This is a genomic window from Helicobacter pylori, from assembly GCF_001998165.1.
In the GTDB taxonomy this organism is placed as follows: domain Bacteria; phylum Campylobacterota; class Campylobacteria; order Campylobacterales; family Helicobacteraceae; genus Helicobacter; species Helicobacter pylori_DL.
Genome location: NZ_MTWR01000016.1, coordinates 1 through 22,335, shown reverse-complemented (window position 1 = coordinate 22,335; position 22,335 = coordinate 1). Strand labels below are relative to the sequence as shown.

14 protein-coding genes, 4 tRNA genes and 2 pseudogenes are annotated in these 22,335 nt (G+C 37.2%); 18 read left to right on the top strand and 2 right to left on the bottom strand.

What is annotated here, in order from left to right; genetic code table 11:
• Positions 1-77: 77 nt before the first annotated feature.
• The 9 genes from BZK24_RS02670 to BZK24_RS02625 all read left to right on the top strand — a co-directional run bounded on the left by BZK24_RS02670 (position 78) and on the right by BZK24_RS02625 (position 8,573).
• A complete protein-coding gene (locus BZK24_RS02670) occupies positions 78-2,468 on the top strand; it encodes a molybdopterin guanine dinucleotide-containing S/N-oxide reductase (RefSeq protein ID WP_077656482.1) in 2,391 nt (796 codons plus the stop codon).
• Between the two features lie 144 nt (positions 2,469-2,612).
• A complete protein-coding gene (locus tag BZK24_RS02665; RefSeq protein ID WP_077656481.1) occupies positions 2,613-3,101 on the top strand; it encodes a hypothetical protein in 489 nt (162 codons plus the stop codon).
• 10 nt (positions 3,102-3,111) lie between these two features.
• The gene (gene guaA, locus BZK24_RS02660) at positions 3,112-4,638 is read left to right on the top strand and encodes a glutamine-hydrolyzing GMP synthase (RefSeq protein ID WP_077656480.1); all 1,527 of its coding nucleotides are present in this window, start codon (positions 3,112-3,114) and stop codon (positions 4,636-4,638) included.
• Positions 4,639-4,723: 85 nt separating this feature from the next.
• Positions 4,724-5,473 carry an HpaA2 protein gene (gene hpaA2, locus BZK24_RS02650; protein ID WP_077656479.1) on the top strand — a complete coding sequence of 250 codons (750 nt, stop codon included), beginning with the start codon at positions 4,724-4,726 and terminating at the stop codon, positions 5,471-5,473.
• Between the two features lie 183 nt (positions 5,474-5,656).
• Positions 5,657-5,734: transfer RNA gene (locus BZK24_RS02645), tRNA-Pro, on the top strand.
• Between the two features lie 67 nt (positions 5,735-5,801).
• Positions 5,802-5,878 (top strand) — tRNA-His (locus BZK24_RS02640).
• 59 nt (positions 5,879-5,937) lie between these two features.
• A tRNA-Arg gene (locus tag BZK24_RS02635) sits at positions 5,938-6,014 on the top strand.
• Positions 6,015-6,036: 22 nt separating this feature from the next.
• Positions 6,037-6,113, top strand: a tRNA-Arg gene (locus BZK24_RS02630).
• Between the two features lie 588 nt (positions 6,114-6,701).
• Complete coding sequence (locus tag BZK24_RS02625; RefSeq protein WP_077652246.1) at positions 6,702-8,573, top strand: mechanosensitive ion channel family protein; 1,872 nt, start codon at positions 6,702-6,704, stop codon at positions 8,571-8,573.
• A 9-nt stretch (positions 8,574-8,582) separates the two neighbouring features.
• Here the strand turns inward: BZK24_RS02625 and cfaS are convergent, their stop codons facing one another.
• Positions 8,583-9,752 (bottom strand): cyclopropane fatty acid synthase, encoded by a 1,170-nt coding sequence (cfaS, locus tag BZK24_RS02620; RefSeq protein ID WP_077656478.1) that lies wholly within the window; start codon positions 9,750-9,752, stop codon positions 8,583-8,585.
• Between the two features lie 169 nt (positions 9,753-9,921).
• Here cfaS and metG point away from each other — a divergent pair, with 169 nt between their 5' ends.
• From metG to BZK24_RS02575, 8 genes and pseudogenes are all read left to right on the top strand, one after another.
• Positions 9,922-11,865 carry a methionine--tRNA ligase gene (metG, locus tag BZK24_RS02615; protein WP_077656477.1) on the top strand — a complete coding sequence of 648 codons (1,944 nt, stop codon included), beginning with the start codon at positions 9,922-9,924 and terminating at the stop codon, positions 11,863-11,865.
• The gene (locus BZK24_RS02610; RefSeq protein WP_077656476.1) at positions 11,866-12,873 is read left to right on the top strand and encodes a ferrochelatase; all 1,008 of its coding nucleotides are present in this window, start codon (positions 11,866-11,868) and stop codon (positions 12,871-12,873) included.
• Positions 12,874-12,876: 3 nt separating this feature from the next.
• Positions 12,877-13,662 carry a tRNA 5-methoxyuridine(34)/uridine 5-oxyacetic acid(34) synthase CmoB gene (gene cmoB, locus BZK24_RS02605; protein WP_077656475.1) on the top strand — a complete coding sequence of 262 codons (786 nt, stop codon included), beginning with the start codon at positions 12,877-12,879 and terminating at the stop codon, positions 13,660-13,662.
• Between the two features lie 14 nt (positions 13,663-13,676).
• On the top strand, positions 13,677-14,105 hold the full coding sequence (locus tag BZK24_RS02600) for a hotdog domain-containing protein (protein WP_001158316.1): 429 nt from the start codon (positions 13,677-13,679) through the stop codon (positions 14,103-14,105).
• Between the two features lie 4 nt (positions 14,106-14,109).
• On the top strand, positions 14,110-15,279 hold the full coding sequence (locus BZK24_RS02595) for a glycosyltransferase family 4 protein (RefSeq protein WP_077656474.1): 1,170 nt from the start codon (positions 14,110-14,112) through the stop codon (positions 15,277-15,279).
• A 14-nt stretch (positions 15,280-15,293) separates the two neighbouring features.
• Positions 15,294-17,141 carry an arginine decarboxylase gene (gene speA, locus BZK24_RS02590; protein ID WP_077656473.1) on the top strand — a complete coding sequence of 616 codons (1,848 nt, stop codon included), beginning with the start codon at positions 15,294-15,296 and terminating at the stop codon, positions 17,139-17,141.
• Positions 17,142-18,131: 990 nt separating this feature from the next.
• Positions 18,132-20,009 (top strand): annotated as a pseudogene (locus tag BZK24_RS02580) (relaxase/mobilization nuclease domain-containing protein); the annotation flags it as partial.
• Positions 19,963-20,595, top strand: coding sequence for a hypothetical protein (locus BZK24_RS02575; RefSeq protein ID WP_077656472.1), 633 nt, complete (start codon positions 19,963-19,965; stop codon positions 20,593-20,595). The pseudogene BZK24_RS02580 and the gene BZK24_RS02575, both read left to right, overlap by 47 nt.
• A gap of 4 nt (positions 20,596-20,599) precedes the next feature.
• Here the strand turns inward: BZK24_RS02575 and BZK24_RS02570 are convergent, their stop codons facing one another.
• Positions 20,600-21,613 carry a hypothetical protein gene (locus tag BZK24_RS02570; RefSeq protein ID WP_077656471.1) on the bottom strand — a complete coding sequence of 338 codons (1,014 nt, stop codon included), beginning with the start codon at positions 21,611-21,613 and terminating at the stop codon, positions 20,600-20,602.
• A 220-nt stretch (positions 21,614-21,833) separates the two neighbouring features.
• Between BZK24_RS02570 and BZK24_RS09855 the strand changes: the two are divergent.
• Positions 21,834-22,335, top strand: a pseudogene (locus tag BZK24_RS09855) (CAAX protease); the annotation flags it as partial.

The following is a 22,335-nucleotide window of genomic DNA, read 5'->3' as shown; positions in this document are numbered from 1 at the left end:
CTTATTAGCGGTAATTTTAGGTGAATATATGTTAGAATTTGGGGTGTTTTAACAGAATGCAAGCTTGAAGGAGAACCATGTCCATTTCACGCAGAAGTATCCTAACAAAAGTCCCCATCGCGCTCGCTAGCACTAATGTTTTGAAAGCTGTTGGTGTTTTTGAAAAAGTAGAATCCATTCCGCATGCAACGCATTTTGGCCCCTTTATCGCAAAGGTTCAAAATGGAGTAATTAAAGATATTATCCCCCAAAAGAGCGATTATAACCCTACCATGATGTTAAAAGCGATGGCAGATAGGGTGTATTCAGATAGTAGGGTGAAGTATCCTTGCGTGCGCAAGAGCTTTTTAGAAAACAAAAAAAACCACAAAGAATTGCGCGGGAGAGAAGAGTTTGTGCGCGTGAGTTGGGATGTGGCGTTGGATTTAGCGGCTAAAAAGCTTAAAGAAATCCCTAAAGAAAACATCTATAATGCCAGTTATGGTGGTTGGGGGCATGCGGGTAGCTTGCATCGTTGCCATCATTTAGCATGGCGTTTTTTTAACACGACTTTAGGGGGGGCTATTGGCACTGATGGGGAATATAGTAATGGCGCGGCTGCAAGAATAAACCCTATGATTGTAGGGGATATGGAAGTTTATTCGCAACAAACCACGCATGAAGAGATGATTAAAAATTGTAAGGTGTATGTCATGTGGGGGGCGGATTTATTCAAGTGCAACCGCATTGATTATTTTGTGCCAAACCATGTCAATGACAGCTACTACCCCAAGTATAAAAGAGCTGGTATTAAATTCATCAGTATCGATCCCATTTATACCGAAACCGCTCAAGCCTTCAGTGCTGAATGGATACCCATTCGCCCTAATACTGATGTAGCGTTAATGCTAGGCATGATGCATTATCTTTATACGAGCAATCAATATGATAAAGCGTTTATCGCTAAATACACTGATGGCTTTGATAAATTCTTACCCTATTTGCTAGGAGAGAGCGATAATGCGCCTAAAACTTTAGAATGGGCGTCTCAAATCACTGGAGTGAGTGCAGAAAAAATCAAAGAATTAGCGGATTTATTTGTCTCTAAGCGCACTTTTTTAGCGGGTAATTGGGCCATGCAAAGAGCTCAGCATGGCGAGCAACCGGATTGGGCGTTAATTGTTTTAGCCAGCATGATTGGTCAAGTGGGCTTATCGGGTGGGGGCTTTGGCTTTTCTATGCATTATGGAGGAAACGCTCAAGCGAGCTCAGGGGCAAGAATTGTTCCTATGATTTCGCAAGGGCATAATTCTGTAAAAAGCGTTATTCCAGCATCTAGAATTTCTGAAGCGATTTTGAATCCGGATAAAGAAATTGATTTTATGGGTAAAAAACTCAAATTACCTAAAATCAAAATGATTTATAATTGTGGGGCGGATTTGTTAGGGCATGAAGCTGATACAAACGAGCTGATTCGCGCTTTAAGGACCTTAGATTGCGTGATCGTGCATGAGCCTTGGTGGACGCCTACGGCGAAATTCGCTGATATTGTCTTTGCTTCCACTAGCACTATGGAAAGAGATGATATTACTTTTGGAGGGAGTTGTTCTAAGAATGTGGTTTATGCCATGCGTAAGGTGGTAGAGCCTGTTTATGAATCTAAAGACGATTATGAGATTTTCAGACAGCTTGCTTTACGCATTGGGGGCAATGAAACAGAGCAGAAATTCACTGAATCTAAGAGTTACATGGAATGGATTAAGGGTCTTTATGAAAAAAGCGATGGCCCTACTTTGAAATCGTTTGATCAGTTTTGGAGGGATGGCTTTGTGGAGTTTGAAATCCCTGAAAATGCGAGAAAGTTTGTGCGTCATGCGAAATTCAGGCAAGACCCTATTAATAATAAACTGGATACAGAGAGCGGGAAAATTCAAATTTTTTCTCAAAAATGCGCGGATTTTAAACGGGCCGATTTTAAAGGGCATCCTACTTGGTTTGAGCCAGCTGAGTGGCTAGGCTCTAAAATGGCTGAGATTTACCCGTTCCATTTAATCTCTCCGCACCCAAAATACCGTGTCAATTCACAGCTTGATAACACTTGGGTTAGGAATGTGTATAAAATTCAAGGCAGAGAGCCTGTAATGATCAACGAACTAGACGCTAATAAATTAGGCATTAGGCATGGTGAAATTGTAGAAGTGTTTAACGCTAGGGGGAGGTTGTTAGCAGGGGCGTTTGTAACTAAAAATATCCGTCAAGGGGTTTTGAGTATCCAAAAAGGGGCGTGGTATGACCCAGAAGATGAGAGGGTTAGAAACCCACGATGCAATGCAGGGCATGTGAATACGCTCACTTCTTTGCGCCCCACAAGCAGCATGACACAAGCCATTTCAGCCAATACCGCCTTAGTTAATATCAGAAGACTCAGAAGGTATGAATTAGTCAAACCCTATCATTCCATTTCAACACCAAGCATTATTGGGGCTTAAAAGGAGTGAAAATACTAGCATGAGAGCGTTTTAGAAAGACTTAAGCGCTAGCCAAGCTAAAGCGTAATTCTCAATTTTTATGTTATAATACCCAATCAATGCGTTTAATTTCTGTTTTCAATATTGACACTTAAAGGATAAAAGATGAATATTTTTCAAACGAGTTTGAAATGTTGCGTGGGGTTGGTTTTATTTATGGGGGTCTTATTAGGGGATTCTAAAGCTTTTAAGGTTAGGGTGGATAAAAGTTTAGCTCCGCCCTTTTTGAATGTGCTTTCATTAGCTTTTAAACAAGACATGAAAAAAGAGATCATTTTTGTTTTCACCAAAAGCAACAAGTTGAGTAAAAAAGTGCTTTGTGATTTTGACGCTTTTTTATTGCCTGAGTCTCTGATGAGTGGCATGCCTAAAAAAGCGCTATTCCATAAGGAGTTTTTATTCCAGTCTAAAGAAAATAAAACGCTCTATGCGTTTTCGCTGATTGATTCTCAATATTGCTCAAAAGGTGGAAATTACAGATACGAACTAGAAAAATTAGAACGCTGGTTTGTGCAAAAAGCGCCTGAGTTGGCTGAAAGCTATAGGGTGAATTACAAAAATCAATACAATAAAACACAGATCCCACAAAAATAAAGAATGAGCGATGATTTTAGTATTAGATTTTGGGAGCCAATACACACAGCTGATTGCTAGAAGATTGAGAGAGAGTGGGATTTATGCAGAAATAGTCCCTTTTTTTGAAAGCGTAGAAAACATTCAAAAAAAAGCCCCTAAAGGTTTGATTTTGAGTGGGGGGCCAGCGAGCGTGTATGCTAAAGACGCTTACAAGCCTAGCGAGAAAATCTTTGATTTGGATTTGCCGATTTTAGGGATTTGCTACGGCATGCAGTATTTGGTGGATTTTTTTGGGGGGGTAGTGGCTTGCACGAACGAGCAAGAATTTGGTAAGGCTATCTTAGAAATCACTCAAGATTCTGTGATTTTTGAAGGCGTGAAAATTAAAAGCCTTGTGTGGATGAGCCATATGGATAAAGTCATAGAATTGCCTAAAGGCTTCACTACCCTTGCAAAAAGCCCTAATTCCCCCCATTGCGCGATTGAAAACGGCAAGATTTTTGGCTTGCAATTCCACCCAGAAGTCGTTCAAAGCGAAGAGGGGGGTAAGATTTTAGAAAATTTTGCCCTTTTAGTTTGTGGCTGTGAAAAAACTTGGGGGATGCAGCATTTCGCTCAAAGAGAAGTTGCAAGGTTGAAAGAAAAAATTGCTAACGCTAAGGTTTTGTGCGCGGTGAGTGGGGGCGTGGATTCTACGGTGGTCGCTACGCTATTACACAGAGCCATTAAGGATAATTTGATCGCTGTTTTTGTGGATCATGGCTTGTTGCGTAAAAATGAAAAAGAAAGGGTGCAAGCGATGTTTAAAGACTTGCAAATCCCTTTAAACACGATAGACGCTAAAGGAATCTTTTTATCTAAATTAAAGGGCGTGAGCGAGCCTGAATTGAAGCGAAAAATCATCGGCGAAACCTTTATTGAAGTGTTTGAAAAAGAAGCCAAGAAGCACCATTTAAAAGGCAAAATTGAGTTTTTAGCCCAAGGCACTTTATACCCTGATGTGATTGAATCTGTGAGCGTTAAAGGGCCTTCAAAGGTGATCAAAACCCACCATAATGTGGGCGGACTGCCTGAATGGATGGATTTTAAACTCATAGAGCCTTTAAGGGAATTGTTTAAAGATGAGGTCCGTTTGTTGGGTAAGGAATTGGGCGTTAGCCAGGATTTTTTAATGCGCCACCCCTTTCCAGGGCCTGGGCTTGCTGTAAGGATTTTAGGCGAAGTCAGTGAGAGTAAGATCAAACGCTTGCAAGAAGCGGATTTTATTTTTATAGAGGAACTTAAAAAAGCCAATTTGTATGACAAGGTTTGGCAAGCTTTTTGCGTGCTGTTGAATGTCAATTCTGTGGGGGTTATGGGGGATAATCGCACTTATGAAAACGCTATTTGTTTAAGGGCGGTGAATGCGAGCGATGGCATGACGGCGAGCTTTTCATTCTTAGAGCATTCTTTTTTAGAAAAGGTTTCTAATCGTATCACTAATGAAGTGAGCGGTATCAATAGGGTGGTGTATGATATTACCTCTAAACCACCAGGAACGATTGAATGGGAATGATTATCCGTAAAAATAGAGATAAAAAGTGGGATTTTTTGGGTAAGATTAGAAACTGATTTTAAAGAAAAAGAAAGAAAGGAATTTAATGAAAAAAGGTAGTTTAGCGGTAGTTCTAGGATCGTTATTAGTGAGTGGGGCGTTTTATACGGCTCTAGCTGATGGAATGCCTATGAAGCAGCAGCACAATAACATGGGCGAGTCCGTGGAGTTGCATTTCCACTATCCTATTAAAGGCAAGCAACAGCCTAAAAATAACCATTTAGTTGTTTTAATTGATCCTAAGATAGAGGCCAATAAAGTTATCCCTGAAAATTATCAAAAAGAGTTTGAGAAATCTTTGTTTCTCCAATTGAGTAGTTTTTTAGAGAGAAAAGGCTATAGCGTTTCGCAATTTAAAGATGTTAGCGAAATCTCTCAAGACATCAAAGAAAAAGCGTTGCTCGTTTTACGCATGGATGGGAATGTGGCTATCTTAGAAGATATTGTGGAAGAAAACGATGCGGCGAATGAAGAAAAGGTGATAGACATGTCTTCGGGGTATTTGAATTTGAATTTTGTTGAGCCAAAAAGTGAAGATATTATCCATAGTTTTGGTATTGATGTTTCAAAGATTAAGGCTGTGATTGAAAGAGTGGAATTGCGACGCACCAATTCTGGAGGTTTTGTCCCCAAAACTTTTGTGCATAAGATTAAGGAAACCGACCGTGACCAAGCCATTAGAAAAATCATGAATCAAGCCTATCATAAAGTGATGGTGCATATTACCAAAGAGTTAAGCAAAAAACACATGGAACATTATGAAAAAGTTTCTAGTGAAATGAAAAAACGAAAGTAGTTTTTAAGAAACGAAAAGCTTAAAGTCATTGAGAGCTGTTTTTAAAAAGTAGCTTTTTAAAAGGGTGGGGGAGTTGGATTGATATCATTTTTGAGTGCCGCTTTTGATTTTTAGCGGTATTTTTGAAAAATTACGCTCAAAAATTAGAAAATTCAGTTATAATAACGCTTCATGTGAAAATTTCGGGGCGTAGCGCAGTCTGGTTAGCGCACTTGGTTTGGGACCAAGGGGTCGAAGGTTCGAATCCTTTCGCCCCGACCACTTTTTTGCGTAGTTTATTGTTCTGTTTAAAATTCTTTGGTAGAATATCGCTTCCTTTCGTTGAATGGTGGGAGTAGCTCAGTCGGTTAGAGCATCAGATTGTGGTCCTGAGGGTCGTGGGTTCAATTCCCATCTTCCACCCCATCTTATAAATAAGCGTTTTACCAAGTTTTATGTTAGTTATTCCTTTATTTGAATTGTAAGCGTTCGTAGCTCAATTGGATAGAGCACCAGACTTCGGATCTGGGGGTTAGGGGTTCGACTCCCTTCGGGCGTACCACCTAACATTAATACCATTCAATGCGCTTGTAGCTCAGCTGGATAGAGCAACAGCCTTCTAAGCCGTAGGTCGCAGGTTCGAGTCCTGCCAAGCGCACCACTTTTGACATTCTTTAAAGAGGAGTTATGGATTCTTTAGAGTGGGGATTACTCATTTTCTTAATTCTTGTTTTTCTTATAGGCATAGGATACTACATTTTTATGGTTCTTTCTTCTAAAGATTGATCATCAAAATAGCCCAATGACAAGAGATAGAGTTGGAAATCTCTAAAACATAGATCTTATATGAAAACATTCAATAAAAGCGGTTATAAAAACATAAAAAGTGAAACATGTAATAAGAATAAAAGACATGCACATTATCCGTGACTTTATTGCACCGAACATGGAAAGCTTTTTGACTACGGCCTATGCGAAATCCTACTATAAAAATATCAAATAAAGCAAGATTTGTTAGAAATTAAGGCTTTGTTTTAATTGTAAAATGTAAAAATACTCAAAGCATCGCATCAAGCAATATAGCGATCTGAAAAGAGGCTCACAATTGAGCTAAAGCCCGCTTTTTAGGGATAAATAAAAAGCGTTTTCAAATTGCATGGGTAACTTTATGGGGCGAAGCGTTTCTGATTTTTGGTATAATCGCTAGAAATTGTGAGAAAAATTTTATCTTGTTTGAGTGGGGTTTCGCATGCGTTTATTATTGTGGTGGGTATTGGTATTATCGCTCTTTTTAAATCCTTTGAGAGCGGTTGAAGAGCATGAAACAGATGCGGTGGATTTGTTTTTGATTTTCAATCAAATCAACCAGCTCAATCAAGTCATTGAAACTTACAAGAAAAACCCTGAAAGAAGCGCTGAAGTCTCTCTGTATAACACCCAAAAGAATGATTTGATTAAAAGTTTGACTTCTAAAGTGTTGAATGAAAGGGATAAAATTGGCATTGACATAAACCAAAATTTAAAAGAGCAAGAAAAAATCAAAAAACATTTGTCTAAAAGCATTAAGGGCGATGATTTCTACACTTTCATGAAAGATAGATTGTCTTTAGATATTTTATTGATAGATGAAATTTTGTATCGTTTTATAGATAAAATCAGGAGCAGTATTGATATTTTTAGCGAACAAAAAGACGTAGAAAGTATCAGCGATGCTTTTCTTTTGCGTTTAGGGCAATTCAAACTCTACACTTTCCCTAAAAATTTAGGCAATGTCAAAATGCATGAATTAGAGCAGATGTTTAGCGATTATGAATTGCGTTTGAACACTTACACTGAAGTCTTGCGTTACATTAAAAACCACCCTAAAGAAGTGCTTCCTAAAAACTTGATCATGGAAGTGAATATGGATTTTGTGTTAAACAAGATCAGCAAGGTTTTGCCTTTCACAGCCCATAGCTTGCAAGTGAGTAAGATTGCGCTGGCTTTGATGATTTTAGCCTTATTGCTGGGTTTAAGGAAATTGATCACTTGGCTTTTAGCCTTATTATTAGATCGTATTTTTGAAATCATGCAGCGCAATAAAAAAATGCATGTCAATGTGCAAAGCAGCATTGTTTCGCCGGTTTCTGTCTTTTTAGCCCTATTCAGTTGCGATGTGGCTTTAGACATTTTCTACTACCCTAACGCATCGCCTCCTAAAGTTTCTATGTGGGTGGGCACGGTGTATATCATGCTTTTAGCATGGTTAGTGATAGCGCTTTTTAAAGGCTATGGGGAAGCGTTGGTTACCAACATGGCTACCAAAAGCACGCACAATTTTAGAAAAGAAGTGATCAACTTGATTTTAAAAGTCGTGTATTTTTTGATTTTTATTGTCGCGCTTTTAGGGGTTTTGAAACAACTAGGGTTTAACGTTTCAGCCATCATCGCTTCTTTAGGGATTGGGGGGTTAGCGGTGGCTTTGGCGGTTAAAGATGTGTTGGCGAATTTTTTTGCTTCTGTTATTTTATTGTTAGACAATTCGTTTTCTCAAGGGGATTGGATCGTGTGCGGTGAAGTGGAGGGCACGGTGGTGGAAATGGGGTTAAGGCGCACCACGATCAGAGCCTTTGATAACGCTCTTTTGTCCGTGCCTAATTCAGAGTTAGCCGGAAAACCCATCAGGAATTGGAGTCGTCGTAAAGTGGGAAGGCGTATTAAAATGGAAATAGGTTTAACTTATAGCTCCAGTCAAAGTGCTTTACAGCTTTGCGTGAAAGACATTAAAGAAATGTTAGAAAACCACCCTAAAATCGCTAATGGAGCCGATAGCGCTTTGCAAAATGCGAGCGATTACCGCTACATGTTTAAAAAGGATATTGTTTCTATTGACGATTTTTTAGGGTATAAAAACAATCTGTTTGTCTTTTTAGATCAGTTTGCGGACAGCTCTATTAATATTTTAGTGTATTGCTTTTCTAAAACAGTGGTTTGGGAAGAGTGGCTAGAAGTTAAAGAAGACGTGATGCTAAAAATCATGGGGATCGTAGAAAAGCACCATTTGAGTTTTGCTTTCCCATCACAGAGTTTGTATGTGGAGAGTTTGCCAGAAGTTAGCCTGAAAGAAGGGGCTAAAATCTAAAACTTGCAATTATTGGTAGATGTATTCTTTGGTTAAGGGGAAAGTGTTATCCACGCTGTTGGTTAAAAGCAATTGGAATAAATCCGCGCTCCCCACCCTGAAAGCGGAAGCGCAAGTCCTTAAATACAGATCCCACATGCGGATAAAGCGTTCGTCATAGCCGAGTCTTTTCACTTGGTCTAGATTGTGGTTGAAGTTGTCTCGCCAAATGTCTAAAGTCTTGGCGTAATGGATGCGTAAGCTTTCAGCCATGAGCAGGTGGAAGTCGCATTCGCTCATCACGCTCATCACTTCTCTTAAAGAAGGCAAATAACCGCCCGGGAAGATGTATTTATCCACCCATGCGTTAGTCTTGCCTTCAAAACAGCATAAAATGGAGTGGAGCAAAAACATCCCGCCTCTCTTTAACACTTCTTTAACTTTTTTGAAATAGAAGGGCAAATTATCCTTACCCACATGCTCAAACATGCCCACGCTCACCACTTTATCAAAGCGGTACAAACGCCCGTCTAAATCCTGGTAATTCAATAATTTGATCGTTACTTTATCCTCTAACCCTAGCTCTTGGACTCGTTTGTTAGCCTGTTTGTATTGCTCGCTAGAAATGGTGATCCCCATCACTTGCGCCCCGTATTCTTGCGCGGCTTTTATGGAGAGATAGCCCCAGCCACAGCCTATATCCAGCAGTTTTTCGCCTTGTTTTAAATGGAGCTTTTTTAAAGTGTGATCCAATTTTTGGAGTTGGGCGGCATGGAGGGTGTCATCGTCCTTTTTGAAATAAGCGCATGAATAGCTTAAGGTTTCATCCAGCCAGATAGAATAAAAGTCATTCCCTAAATCGTAATGTTTAGAAATATTGGAGCTTTCTTTAAGGGGTTTTTGAACGGCTTTAGCGCTATCATGTTTGTGCAAATGCTCATAATTGGTTTGCAAATACAAAGAGTGCATCACTTCATCCATAGAGCCTTCAATATCAATCACGCCATCCATATAAGCCTCAGCAATCGTCAAAGACATGTCTTTTTTAATATCGCTAAATTTCAGGGGGCGATGGATTTTAAGGGTGAATTTAGGCGAATGTTCGCCATTCCTATAAACGCTATTGTCCCAAAAAACAACCTGATAATCGCCGTTTTTCCACTGCTTGAACATGCTTTTGAGCAAAAATTTTGAAATCATCTGTCTATTCCTTGAACTCATTTTTCAATTTTTTGAGCGTTAATTATAATGAATTTTAAGCTAAAAACACCCCATGAGTAAGCATAAATCCAACCTCTATTCTCTAAATTTTTAAAAGCATGTTAAAATTAAGAGATCTAAACAAATTTAAGGTAACACGATTATAAAGATGCAAAAATCACTGATTACAACCCCCATTTATTATGTGAATGACATCCCTCATATTGGCCATGCTTATACGACTTTGATTGCGGACACTTTAAAGAAGTATTACACGCTCCAAGGCGAAGAAGTCTTTTTTTTAACCGGCACCGACGAGCATGGGCAAAAGATCGAACAAAGCGCGAGACTAAGGAATCAAAGCCCCAAAGCTTACGCCGATAGCATTAGCGCGATTTTTAAAAACCAGTGGGATTTTTTCAATTTGGATTATGATGGTTTTATCCGCACCACAGACAGCGAGCATCAAAAATGCGTGCAAAACGCCTTTGAAATCATGTTTGAAAAAGGGGATATTTATAAAGGCACTTATAGCGGGTATTATTGCGTGAGCTGTGAGAGTTATTGCGCGGTCTCTAAAACGGACAACACGAACGATAAAGTCCTATGCCCTGATTGCTTGAGAGAGACCACGCTTTTAGAAGAAGAGAGCTATTTTTTCAAATTGAGCGCGTATGAAAAGCCTTTATTGGAGTTTTACGCTAAAAACCCTGAAGCGATTTTGCCCATTTATCGTAAAAACGAGGTAACTTCTTTTATTGAGCAGGGTTTATTGGATCTGTCTATCACGCGTACGAGCTTTGAGTGGGGCATTCCTTTGCCTAAAAAGATGAACGATCCTAAACATGTGGTGTATGTTTGGCTGGACGCTTTATTGAATTATGCGAGCGCGTTAGGGTATTTGAATGATTTAGATAATAAAATGGTGCATTTTGAATGCGCTAGGCATATTGTGGGTAAGGATATTTTACGCTTCCATGCCATTTATTGGCCAGCCTTTTTGATGAGTTTGAATTTGCCCCTATTCAAACAGCTTTGCGTGCATGGGTGGTGGACGATAGAGGGCGTGAAAATGAGTAAGAGCTTGGGCAATGTTTTAGACGCTCAAAAGATCGCTATGGAGTATGGGATTGAAGAATTACGCTATTTTTTATTGCGTGAGGTGCCTTTTGGGCAAGATGGGGATTTTTCTAAAAAAGCGTTAGTAGAAAGGATCAACGCGAATTTGAATAACGATTTGGGGAATTTGCTGAATCGTTTGCTAGGCATGGCTAAAAAATATTTCAATTATTCTCTAAAAAGCGACAAAATCACCGCTTATTATTCTAAAGAGCTAGAAAAAGTGCATCAAATCTTAGATAACGCTAATTCTTTCGTGCCTAAAATGCAATTGCATAAAGCTTTAGAGGAATTGTTTAATGTTTATGATTTTTTAAACAAACTCATCGCTAAAGAAGAGCCATGGGTTTTGCACAAAAACAACGAATCAGAAAAACTAGAAGCCTTATTGAGTTTGATCGCAAACGCGCTGTTGCAATCAAGCTTTTTGCTTTATGCGTTCATGCCAAAGAGCGCGACTAAATTAGCGAGTGCTTTCAACACAGAAATCACGCCCAATAATTACGAACGCTTTTTTAAAACCAAAAATTTACAAGATATGATTTTACAAGACACCGAGCCTTTATTTTCCAAAATTGAGAAAATTGAAAAGATTGAAAAAGGGGAGGAAGCCCTAGCAGAAAAAGCAGAAAAAAAAGAAAAAGAAAAAGCCCCACCAACACAAGAAAACTATATTAGTATTGAGGATTTCAAAAAAGTAGAGATTAAAGTGGGGCTTATCAAAGAAGCTCAAAGGATTGAAAAATCCAATAAATTACTGCGCTTAAAAGTGGATTTAGGCGAAAATCGTTTGAGGCAGATCATCTCAGGGATCGCTTTGGATTATGAGCCTGAAAGTTTGGTGGGGCAAATGGTGTGCGTGGTGGCTAATTTAAAACCCGCAAAGCTCATGGGCGAAATGAGTGAGGGCATGATTTTAGCGGTGCGAGATAGCGATAATCTAGCCTTAATCAGCCCTACCAAAGAAAAAATCGCAGGAAGTTTGATCAGTTAAATGCGATTAGGGGTGAATGAAGCCGTAGAATTGAGTTTGGGTGAATTGCAAAACACACCCTCAATCAGCTATTTTAATTCTATTGTTTTGTCCTTAAATAAAGTCCAAAAAGGCTCTTTATTTGCCGCTAAAGATCATGCGCTCATTCCTAAAGCTTTAGAGTTAGGGGCTTATGGGATTTTATACACAGGAGAATATCCTTTAAGCGATAAGGATGTGGCATGGATCAAGCTTAAAGATATAGAGCATTCTTTGAATCATTTGTTTAAATTTTGCTTGTTGAATGAACGAGTGGTCGGGGCGTTACTAAGCCCCATAGAATTAGAGATCGCTTCTAAAATCATCGTGAGCGATTTTGTGTGGTGCTTGAAAGAGAGTCTTGAAGATTTATTTATTATAGAGAGGTGTAAAATAGCCTTTTTTGATAAATTGGAGTGGCTTCATTTGTTTTACAAGCAGGAGCGCTTGAGAGAAGATTTGAAAGAAAGCCGTTTGATTGTTCTCAACCAATCGTTTTTTTGCAGCGCTTTAGTCTATGAAAAACAAGAATACGAATTAAAAATGCCATGCATCTTTTTAGAGCCTTTAAAAAGGGTGATTCAATTGTGCGAGAAATTACAAATTGCGTTTGATTTGAATCTTTTGGGCAAAAAAGAATACCCTTTAGATCATTGCAAACCCTTTTTTGTGAATAAGAATCTAGAGATAGCCCCTTATGGCGCAACGGCAAGGGTGGTTGTTGCTGAGACTTCAAAAGAATTGTTTGAAATGATGCTTCAAAAAGCCCTTGAGACTTTATCGTGGGGGAAAATTGTCGTGTTTTGTCATAAAAACAGCGCGGCTTTCTTTAAAAAAACCAACCCTTATTTTTACACCACCCAAAACAACTTAAAAGAGCAATTAAAAAATTTAGCGTTTAATTTCGCTTTTATTTATGGGATTAGCTCTCATCATTTAGAATCCCTTTTAAACCCCCCCCTTTTTAAAAAAACCCCCACGCTATGGTAAGTCATGCTGATTTGTAACGATAAATTCAATCCAAAAACCCTTTTAGAAGAAATCATGGCGTTAAGGCCATGGCGTAAAGGCCCTTTTGAAATTTCTCAAATCAAGATTGATAGCGAATGGGATAGCTCTATTAAATGGGATCTAGTCAAAAACGCCACTCCTTTAAAAGATAAGGTTGTGGCTGATGTGGGTTGCAATAACGGCTATTACTTGTTTAAGATGCTAGAACATGGGCCTAAAAGTTTGGTGGGGTTTGATCCGGGCGTTTTAGTCAAAAAACAATTTGAATTTTTAGCCCCCTTTTTTGATAAAGAAAAAAAAATCATTTATGAGTCTTTAGGGGTAGAGGATTTGCATGAAAAATACTCTAACGCTTTTGATGTCATTTTTTGCTTAGGAGTGCTATACCACAGAAAAAGCCCGCTAGAGGCTTTAAAAGCCTTATATCATGCTTTAAAAATAAAAGGGGAGCTGGTGTTGGATACGCTCATTATTAATTCGCCCCTAGACATCGCCCTTTGCCCTAAAAAAACTTACGCTAAAATGAAAAACGTTTATTTTATCCCTAGCGTTAGCGCGCTAAAAGGGTGGTGCGAAAGGGTGGGGTTTGAAAATTTTGAGATTCTTAGCGTTTCAAAGACCACGCCTAAAGAACAGCGTAAAACGGATTTTATTTTGGGGCAGAGTTTGGAAGATTTTTTGGATAAAACGGATTATTCTAAAACTTTAGAGGGGTATGACGCTCCTTTAAGGGGGTATTTTAAGATGCTTAAACCAAGCAAGCTTTAATAAAGGATTAAATAGTGCAAGAATCAGTCGTTCGTGTGGATTATGACTCTTTAGAGACTTGTAAGAATTTCAAACCAAGCGTTGGCACTGAACTAGTCGTTTTAGAAAAAGATATAGCCCATGCGCGTTTCAAGGGCAATGAAAGCATGGTGTATGAAGAAAATTTTGTGCATGCCGGGTTTGTGCTTATTGCGTGCAATTATGCGGCCTTGTGTGCGTTGAATAAAAGGCACAGCGTGGTGGTTTCTAATAACATCAATTTTTACGCCCCCCTAGAATTGAATCAAGAAGCGCTCATTAAAGCGCAAGTCATTCAAGATGGCGTGAAAAAAGCTGAAATAAAAATAGAGGCGTTTGTGTTAGACATTCAGGTTTTAGAGGGAATGATAGAAATTGTGGTGTTTGATAAAAAGCCTTTTAAATTCAATTTTAAAGAAGAGTAGTTAAATGGTTATTGTTTTAGTCGTGGATAGCTTTAAAGACACCAGTAATGGCACTTCTATGACAGCGTTTCGTTTTTTTGAAGCGCTGAAAAAAAGAGGGCATGTGATGAGAGTGGTCGCCCCTTATGTGGATAATTTAGGGAGTGAAGAAGAGGGGTATTACAACCTTAAAGAGCGCTACATCCCCCTAGTTACAGAAATTTCACACAAACAACACATTCTTTTTGCTAAACCGGATGAAAAAATTCTACGAAAGGCTTTTAAGGGAGCGGATATGATCCATACTTATTTGCCTTTTTTGCTAGAAAAAACAGCCGTAAAAATCGCACGAGAAATGCAAGTGCCTTATATTGGCTCTTTCCATTTACAGCCAGAGCATATTTCTTATAACATGAAATTGGGGTGGTTTTCTTGGTTTAACATGACGCTTTTTTCGTGGTTTAAATCTTCGCATTACCGCTATATCCACCATATCCATTGCCCGTCAAAATTCATTGTAGAAGAATTAGAAAAATACAACTATGGAGGGAAAAAATACGCTATTTCTAACGGCTTTGATCCCATGTTTAGATTTGAACACCCGCAAAAAAGCCTTTTTGACACCACACCCTTTAAAATCGCTATGGTAGGGCGCTATTCTAATGAAAAAAATCAAAGCGTTTTAATCAAAGCGGTTGCTTTAAGCCGATACAAACAAGACATTGTGTTATTACTCAAAGGCAAAGGGCCTGATGAGAAAAAAATCAAACTTCTAGCCCAAAAACTAGGCGTAAAAACGGAGTTTGGGTTCGTCAATTCCAATGAATTGTTAGAGATTTTAAAAACTTGCACCCTTTATGTGCACACAGCCAATGTGGAAAGCGAAGCGATTGCGTGTTTAGAGGCTATTAGCGTGGGGATTGTGCCTGTTATCGCTAATAGCCCTTTAAGCGCGACCAGGCAATTCGCGCTAGATGAGCGATCATTATTTGAGCCTGATAACGCTAAAGATTTGAGCGCTAAAATAGATTGGTGGTTAGAAAACAAGCTTGAAAGAGAAAGGATGCAAAACGAATACGCTAAAAGCACTTTAAATTACACTTTAGAAAATTCAGTCATTCAAATTGAAAAGGTTTATGAAGAAGCGATCAAAGATTTTAAAAACAACCCCAACCTCTTTAAAACCTTATCGTGATAAAAGGATAAAAAATGCAAGAAGTCCATGATTATGGGATTAATTTTTGGAGCAATAACGAATTTAAGATAGAAAAAGGCTTGGTTAAAGTTTGTCATGGCAAAAACCCCTCGCTTTTAGAAATCGTTCAAAGCGTGCGCGATAAGGGCTATAGAGGGCCTTTGTTGGTGCGATTCCCCCATTTGGTGCAAAAACAAATCAAAAGCCTGTTTGATGCGTTTTCTTCAGCGATTAAAGAGTATCAATACAGCGGGGCTTTTAAGGCGGTTTTCCCTTTAAAGGTCAATCAAATGCCCTCGTTTGTTTTGCCTTTAGTGCAGGGGGCTAAGGGCTTGGATTACGGGTTAGAAGCCGGGAGCAAATCCGAGCTCATCATTGCGATGAGCTACACGAACCCCACAGCCCCTATCACCGTGAATGGCTTTAAAGACAAGGAAATGATTGAGCTTGGCTTTATCGCTAAAAGCATGCAGCATGAGATCACTTTAACGATTGAGGGTTTGAATGAGCTAAAAACCATTATCGCTGTGGCTAAACAAAACGATTTTGTAGCATGCCCTAAAATTGGCATTCGTATCCGTTTGCACAGCGCTGGCACTGGCGTTTGGGCAAAGAGCGGGGGGATCAATTCTAAATTTGGCCTTAGCAGCACTGAAGTTTTAGAAGCGATGCGCCTTTTAGAAGAAAACGACTTGTTAGAGCATTTCCACATGATACATTTCCACATAGGCTCTCAAATCAGCGATATTTCGCCCTTAAAAAAGGCTTTAAGAGAAGCGGGTAACTTGTATGCAGAATTGCGTAAAATGGGCGCTAAAAATCTTAATAGCGTGAATATTGGAGGGGGGTTAGCCGTAGAATACACCCAACACAAACACCACCAAGATAAAAACTACACTTTAGAGGAATTCAGCGCTGATGTGGTGTTTTTATTGAGGGAAATTGTGAAAAATAAGCAAGAAATAGAGCCGGATATTTTCATTGAATCAGGCCGTTATATTTCCGCTAACCATGCCGTTTTAGTGGCCCCGGTGTTAGAATTGTTTTCGCATGAATACAATGAAAAATCCCTAAAAATTAAAGAAAATAATAACCCCCCCTTGATTGATGAAATGCTAGACTTGCTCGCTAATATCAATGAAAAAAACGCCATTGAATACTTGCATGATAGTTTTGATCACACCGAGTCGTTATTCACGCTTTTTGATCTGGGCTATATTGATTTGATTGACAGGAGCAACACTGAAGTTTTAGCCCATTTGATCGTCAAAAAAGCGGTGCAATTGCTTTATGTTAAGGATCATAACGATATCTTACGCATTCAAGAGCAGGTCCAAGAGCGCTATTTATTGAATTGTTCGTTTTTCCAAAGCTTGCCGGATTATTGGGGCTTGAGGCAGAATTTCCCGGTCATGCCCTTGAATAAACTAGATGAAAAGCCCACCAGGAGCGCGAGCTTGTGGGATATTACTTGCGATAGCGATGGGGAAATCGCTTTTGATTCCACGAAGCCCTTGTTTTTGCATGATATAGACATAGATGAAGAAGAATACTTTTTAGCGTTCTTTTTAGTGGGAGCGTATCAAGAAGTTTTAGGCATGAAGCACAATTTATTCACGCACCCTACGGAATTTAGCGTGGTTTTTGATGAAAAAGGCGATTACGAGGTGGAAGATATTTGCGAAGCCCAAACGATTTTAGACGTGCTAGACGATTTAGACTACGACACTAAAGAGATCGAGCGCCTTTTAAAGCAAAAAATTGAAGACAACAACCAACTGGACATGGAAGAAAAGAAAGAAATCATGGGACGCTTGTATGTCATGCTGAGCGAAAACGGGTATTTGCGCACGATTTCTTAAAAGAACGCTATAAATTGATTTAAATGGCTTTAATCGCTATAAATCAATAGAAGAATGTAAGTTTTAAGTGTTCTCTAAGTTTCAATCTAAGTCAATTAAAAAATCATTGAAAATGTAGCATAAATTTTTTAAACAAAAGCTTAAAGAATAATTTCATTCCTTTAATATTGATTGTGAGTTCTTATGAAATGGGCTGGTAATTCTTATATGAGTTGCTAGAGTTTTAATGGTGTTTTGCTCCTAGTTCTTAATCATACAAGCAACCTAGTTCATATCATTAGAGCAGATAAGTTCTTAATCTATTTTCCCCTTAGTTCTTTGCTTAATGTGAGCTATTAGGTTCTAACTTGTGGCTTTTAGTTTTTATCGTGTAGCCCTTAGTTCCCTAATTGTTGCTTACAAGTTCTTATTGGTAGGCTGTAAGTTCTTTTGCTTGTGCTATAAAGTTTTCATTCTATAGGCTACTAAGTTCTTACCATATGGCTATCTAGTTCTTAATGTTTTGACTACAAGTTCTTTCAGTGAAAATCTCTAAGTTTTTATAGCATTTCTAACAAGCCCTTGCCTAAAAAATTGAGTAATGGGGTTAAAGCTTTTGAATGAAATTTTTCTCTCTTACTAGATTAAAAATTTAATTCATCTATCAAAGCACTTTTTAAAAACTTTTTAGGCAAAAAGTTAGCAAAAACCCTTATTTTTTAAAAATCTAGCTCAAGTCCCTTGAATATGAAGTTTTAACCATATGTGTACGCACACATGGTGTTATCCTGCACCTTTTTGATTTAGTTCTAATTTCAATTCTTTGTGCTATGCTACAAAGAATTGAAAAATCGCTAGATTTAAAATCAAAAGTCTAGCTCTTAAATTAGCGTTAGCTTGAATAAAATTTGGGCGTTTTAAATGTCTTGTTAGTAAGGGAAAGAAGTTTAGCTTGAAAGTGTGCGAATTAGATAAAAATTTAGCAATGTTGTTAAGTCTTAAAGGGTTTGTATGCTAGATAGGGCTATATTAGATACTAAGCTAGATAGTCGCCCTATGGACTTATCTTTCTTAGATGATATTTTAAAGCATATGCAAAAGCCTAGATTTAGTGATAGCGATAAAGTAGATAAAAGATTGCTCATTAAGTTCAATCAATTTAACCCTAACTCAAAGTTTATTAAATCTAATCTAGTTGGCACAAAAACAGCTAGTCCTGTGCTTATTAAAAACATAGGGCAAATGAAACGCTCCCACTTAGAAAATGCCCTAAATTATGCTTTAGAAAATAGCGAAACAGCTTACAATGAAATGTTTTTAGAATGCGATAAGCAATTCATCTTAGAGAGTTGGCTCAATGACTTTGATTTGACTAAAGATTATAACGAGACTATGCACTTAGTTTTTTCTATCAAAGATAAGCCAGATGAAGAGACAATGCAAGGGCTTTTACATTCTACTTGGGAGAGCTTAAAAATAAGATTGCCTGAATACAAGTTTGCCCTTGTGCCACACGCTCATCAAGACCATGCCCATATCCATTGTTTTATCAATAAGACTAATCAGCTCACACGAAGAAGACTGCGTTTTAAGGGGCATGAAGATTGTAAAGAATTTTTTAATGAATTAAGAAGTGAGTTTGTTTATAGGTTGAATGACCACTTATTGAGCGAAGAATACTTGTATGTCAATGAGCCAAAACTTAAAGAGCTAGACAATATCAAACAACAATTACAAGACTTGGAAAAAGAAGAAAAAGCCTTAGAACAAATCAAATCCCCACAAGATGAGTGGGACTTAAACAAGGCTTTACAAAGCGAGTATTTACAAGAACTCAAATATAAAAACAAAGCAAAAGCCCTAGACATTCAAAATAACCACAGCACCCCTTTAAAACAAAAGATTTCTGAATTTAAAATCGCTCTGTTTAATCACAAAGACACAAGCGATGATGAAAAAGAACAGCTAGATATTGACAGGATAGATAAGAGAAAACCAGTAAGCGAGCACTTAAAAAACACTAACAAACACGAGCTATACGAACTCTTAGGCTTTTATCAAAAAGAATTAGATAAAAAACAAAACCATTCAGCCTTTAAGAATTTTGCTATTCTCAATGGTTTAGACAAAAACTTTGAAAGAGAGACTAAGGGCTATTCTGTTTTAAAGAAAAAAGAAATGCTTTTAAATAAGCTTGAACGCCTAGACAAACGCCTTTTAGATAAAAACTCACACTTACTATTAGCCCAGCTAAGAAATGAAGTTAAAACCAAGCAAAACACCCAATACAACACTCTAACTAATCCTATTCTTTTAGCCAAAGCCTTAGAACTTTCTAAAGATAAACGCCCCACTCTCAAAACTTTTAAAAACGCTTATTTTAGTGCTAGAAAATATCAATTCATGCTAGAGAGCTTTAAAACTAAGCAAAATGACCCCACTTACAAGCTTAATGATAACACTTATGAGCTAGTGAGTAAGCAACTACAAGACTATCAAAACACCATGCTTTTATTAGCCAAAGAGAGATTACTTTTTTTAGAACAAGATTTAAAACAAAAAGAAGAAGAGTTTGAAAGAGCCAAAGAACATTATGTGAAATCTTCAAAACATTATAGAGAAACTTCATTGTCTCCAAAAGAAAAACAAGGCTTTCTCAAACAAATTAAACAATTTTCTAAAATTTCTAAGGATATTCTCTATACTTGTAATGAGATCATAGGAGCTAATAGGTTTTTAACCCACTATGACAACTTAAACCTTGAAAAAGTCCTAGAACACGCTAAAGATACTAAGCTAGAGCAAAAAGAAATTCAAGCTATCACAAAAGAGCCTAATAACGATGAGCCTTGGATTGAGTTTGGTAAAAAAGAACAAGCTAGAGCAAAAACAAAGATTTTTGCTTAGAGTAAAGAAAAAGGTTAATGATAATAGGCAGTTAAAAGATAAACTTGACCCATTTCTAAAAAGACTTGATGTCCTACAAACTGAGTTTGGTGTAACTGACCCTACAGCTAACCATAATAAGCAAGGGATACATTATTGCACAGAAAATAAAGAGACAGGTAAATGCGACCCTATTAAAAATGTATTTAGGACAACTCGCTTAGATAACGAATTAGAACAAGAAATCCAAACGCTCACACTTGATTTAACCAAAGCCCCTAATAAAGACGCTCAAAGCCAAGCCTACGCAAATTTCAACCAAAGGATTAAATTACTTACTCTAAAATATTTAAAAGAAATTACCAATCAAATGCTCTTTTTAAATCAAACAATGGCAATGCAAAGCGAGATTATGACAGATGGTTATTTTAGGCAAAATAATGATGGCTTTGGGAAAGAAGAAAACCATATAGACAAACAATTAACGCAAAAAAGAATAAACGAAAGAGGAAGAGTTGGAAGATACTTTCAAAACCCTAATGTTAAATTTGACCAATTTGGTTTTCCCATTTTTAGTATATGGGATTAAGGGTTTAGTGATGAGAGATAGAATAAGTATTTTTTTTCCAAACTATTGCTATTTCAGCGGTAGTGTTGTCATAGGACTTTACTTTATTCTTAATACATTCCCAAATCTTATTTTTCCAAGTTTCTGGGACTTTTGCCTTACCAAAAAATCCCCAATCTTTATGAATGGGATATTTAGAACCATCTATTTCCATATTACAGCCCATAACATATTCTTTTTTGATATTGGTTAGCTCTATCATATTTAACAACTCTGTGTTTGACATTAAGGGTTTAATATTATTTGAACTATGGAGCTGATATTTGGGTTTTAACCAAGTAATTTTATAATCGTTTTCGCCACTCATATTAGCCATAGCAAATAAGGTTTGTCTAGTATCATAAGTGCTTTCTTCAAAATCTTTTTTATATTGTCTGATATAACTTCTTTCGCCAAAGGCTAATATCTTTCCTTCATCACTATATTCTTTAATGCCAAGTGCTTTATAAGTATTCTCTCTACTTATACCCCCAAAGCGTTCGTGCCAATCATCAATAAAACTTTCAGCTCCATTATCAAAAGCGTTCTCAAGCATGGTTTGAAGTTGCTTTTTATTTGGGAATTCTTTAGAGTGTTCTTTCATTTCAAAAGCCATAAATTTTTGCCTTAAAACTTTAGCTTTTTCTTTAATTTCTTTGATTTTTTTTGCAAGTTCTTCTTTATCTTTAGTGTCTTCTTTATTGATTAAATTAAGGGCTTGTTTATGTTTTTCTTCTTCTACGCATTCAAAAATCTTTTCTCTATATTCTTGCGGAAATTCTTTAGATAAATTCCAACCACTATTCAAGTATTGAGAGCCGTCCACCTTAGCATTACAGCTAGTCAGCGTATCTTCTTTGATATTGTGTAGTTTTACTCGTTTCAATAAGTCTTCATCGCTTAATAAAGGCTTTGCCATTAAGGGAGCAGTAGCACCTAGTAAAACCCCAGCTAATAAGCTTGTTTTTAAAGTTTTATTCAAACCATTTAATTTAATCATTTTTCTATTCCTTTTAACTTAACTTGAATTGTAATCATTATAGCATAGAAATTTAAAGAAATACTAATAACAATTAAATATTAAGTTATTTTGTATGTATTTAGTAGAATTTGGTTATTTTAATTACTCACTATATATTATCTTAACAAGTAATAACAATCTTTTATAACTAATTTTGTTTGTGTTATAATTTGGTTTAACAATTATTTTAAGAGACACTATGCAAGATTTACAAGATTTTAAAAATGATATTACGCTCATTCTATCCAAAGAAAGATTAGATGCTTATGACAGCCTAGAGCAATACAAAGAAAATTTAAAGCTCATTAGTCTAATCACACCTAAAATCTCTAATTTAGAGATTTATTTACGCAACGCACTAGATTATTGCCTAACTCAAATTAAAGGGAATGAGTGGGTGTTTGATGAAGTTTCTTTAATCCCCTTACATAGAAGAATTAAAAGAAAAGAAAAAAGAAATCACGCATTCTTTGATTTTATCTAAAATGTCTTTAGAAGCGGTGATTAAGCTTATCTTTTTTTACAAATTAGAGGGGGTAGCATTAGATTTGAGAGCCTATAGTCTTAAGGCTTATTACAAAGATAATAAGGATACTTTGCTTATTAAGGGTAGAAAACAACATCTTTCTAATTATGCTAAAGCCTATATTGCTTTAAACTTACTATGGACAATTAGAAATCGTGCGTATCATTGGGAAAAT

Bases quoted from the DNA above. Each gene is read 5' to 3' on its own strand.
- BZK24_RS02670 (WP_077656482.1), top strand. From the start codon at position 78: ATGTCCATTTCACGCAGAAGTATCCTAACAAAAGTCCCCATCGCGCTC.
- BZK24_RS02665 (WP_077656481.1), top strand. From the start codon at position 2,613: ATGAATATTTTTCAAACGAGTTTGAAATGTTGCGTGGGGTTGGTTTTA.
- guaA (WP_077656480.1), top strand. From the start codon at position 3,112: ATGATTTTAGTATTAGATTTTGGGAGCCAATACACACAGCTGATTGCT.
- hpaA2 (WP_077656479.1), top strand. From the start codon at position 4,724: ATGAAAAAAGGTAGTTTAGCGGTAGTTCTAGGATCGTTATTAGTGAGT.
- BZK24_RS02625 (WP_077652246.1), top strand. From the start codon at position 6,702: ATGCGTTTATTATTGTGGTGGGTATTGGTATTATCGCTCTTTTTAAAT.
- cfaS (WP_077656478.1), bottom strand. From the start codon at position 9,752: ATGATTTCAAAATTTTTGCTCAAAAGCATGTTCAAGCAGTGGAAAAAC.
- metG (WP_077656477.1), top strand. From the start codon at position 9,922: ATGCAAAAATCACTGATTACAACCCCCATTTATTATGTGAATGACATC.
- BZK24_RS02610 (WP_077656476.1), top strand. From the start codon at position 11,866: ATGCGATTAGGGGTGAATGAAGCCGTAGAATTGAGTTTGGGTGAATTG.
- cmoB (WP_077656475.1), top strand. From the start codon at position 12,877: ATGCTGATTTGTAACGATAAATTCAATCCAAAAACCCTTTTAGAAGAA.
- BZK24_RS02595 (WP_077656474.1), top strand. From the start codon at position 14,110: ATGGTTATTGTTTTAGTCGTGGATAGCTTTAAAGACACCAGTAATGGC.
- speA (WP_077656473.1), top strand. From the start codon at position 15,294: ATGCAAGAAGTCCATGATTATGGGATTAATTTTTGGAGCAATAACGAA.
- BZK24_RS02575 (WP_077656472.1), top strand. From the start codon at position 19,963: ATGAGCCTTGGATTGAGTTTGGTAAAAAAGAACAAGCTAGAGCAAAAA.
- BZK24_RS02570 (WP_077656471.1), bottom strand. From the start codon at position 21,613: ATGATTAAATTAAATGGTTTGAATAAAACTTTAAAAACAAGCTTATTA.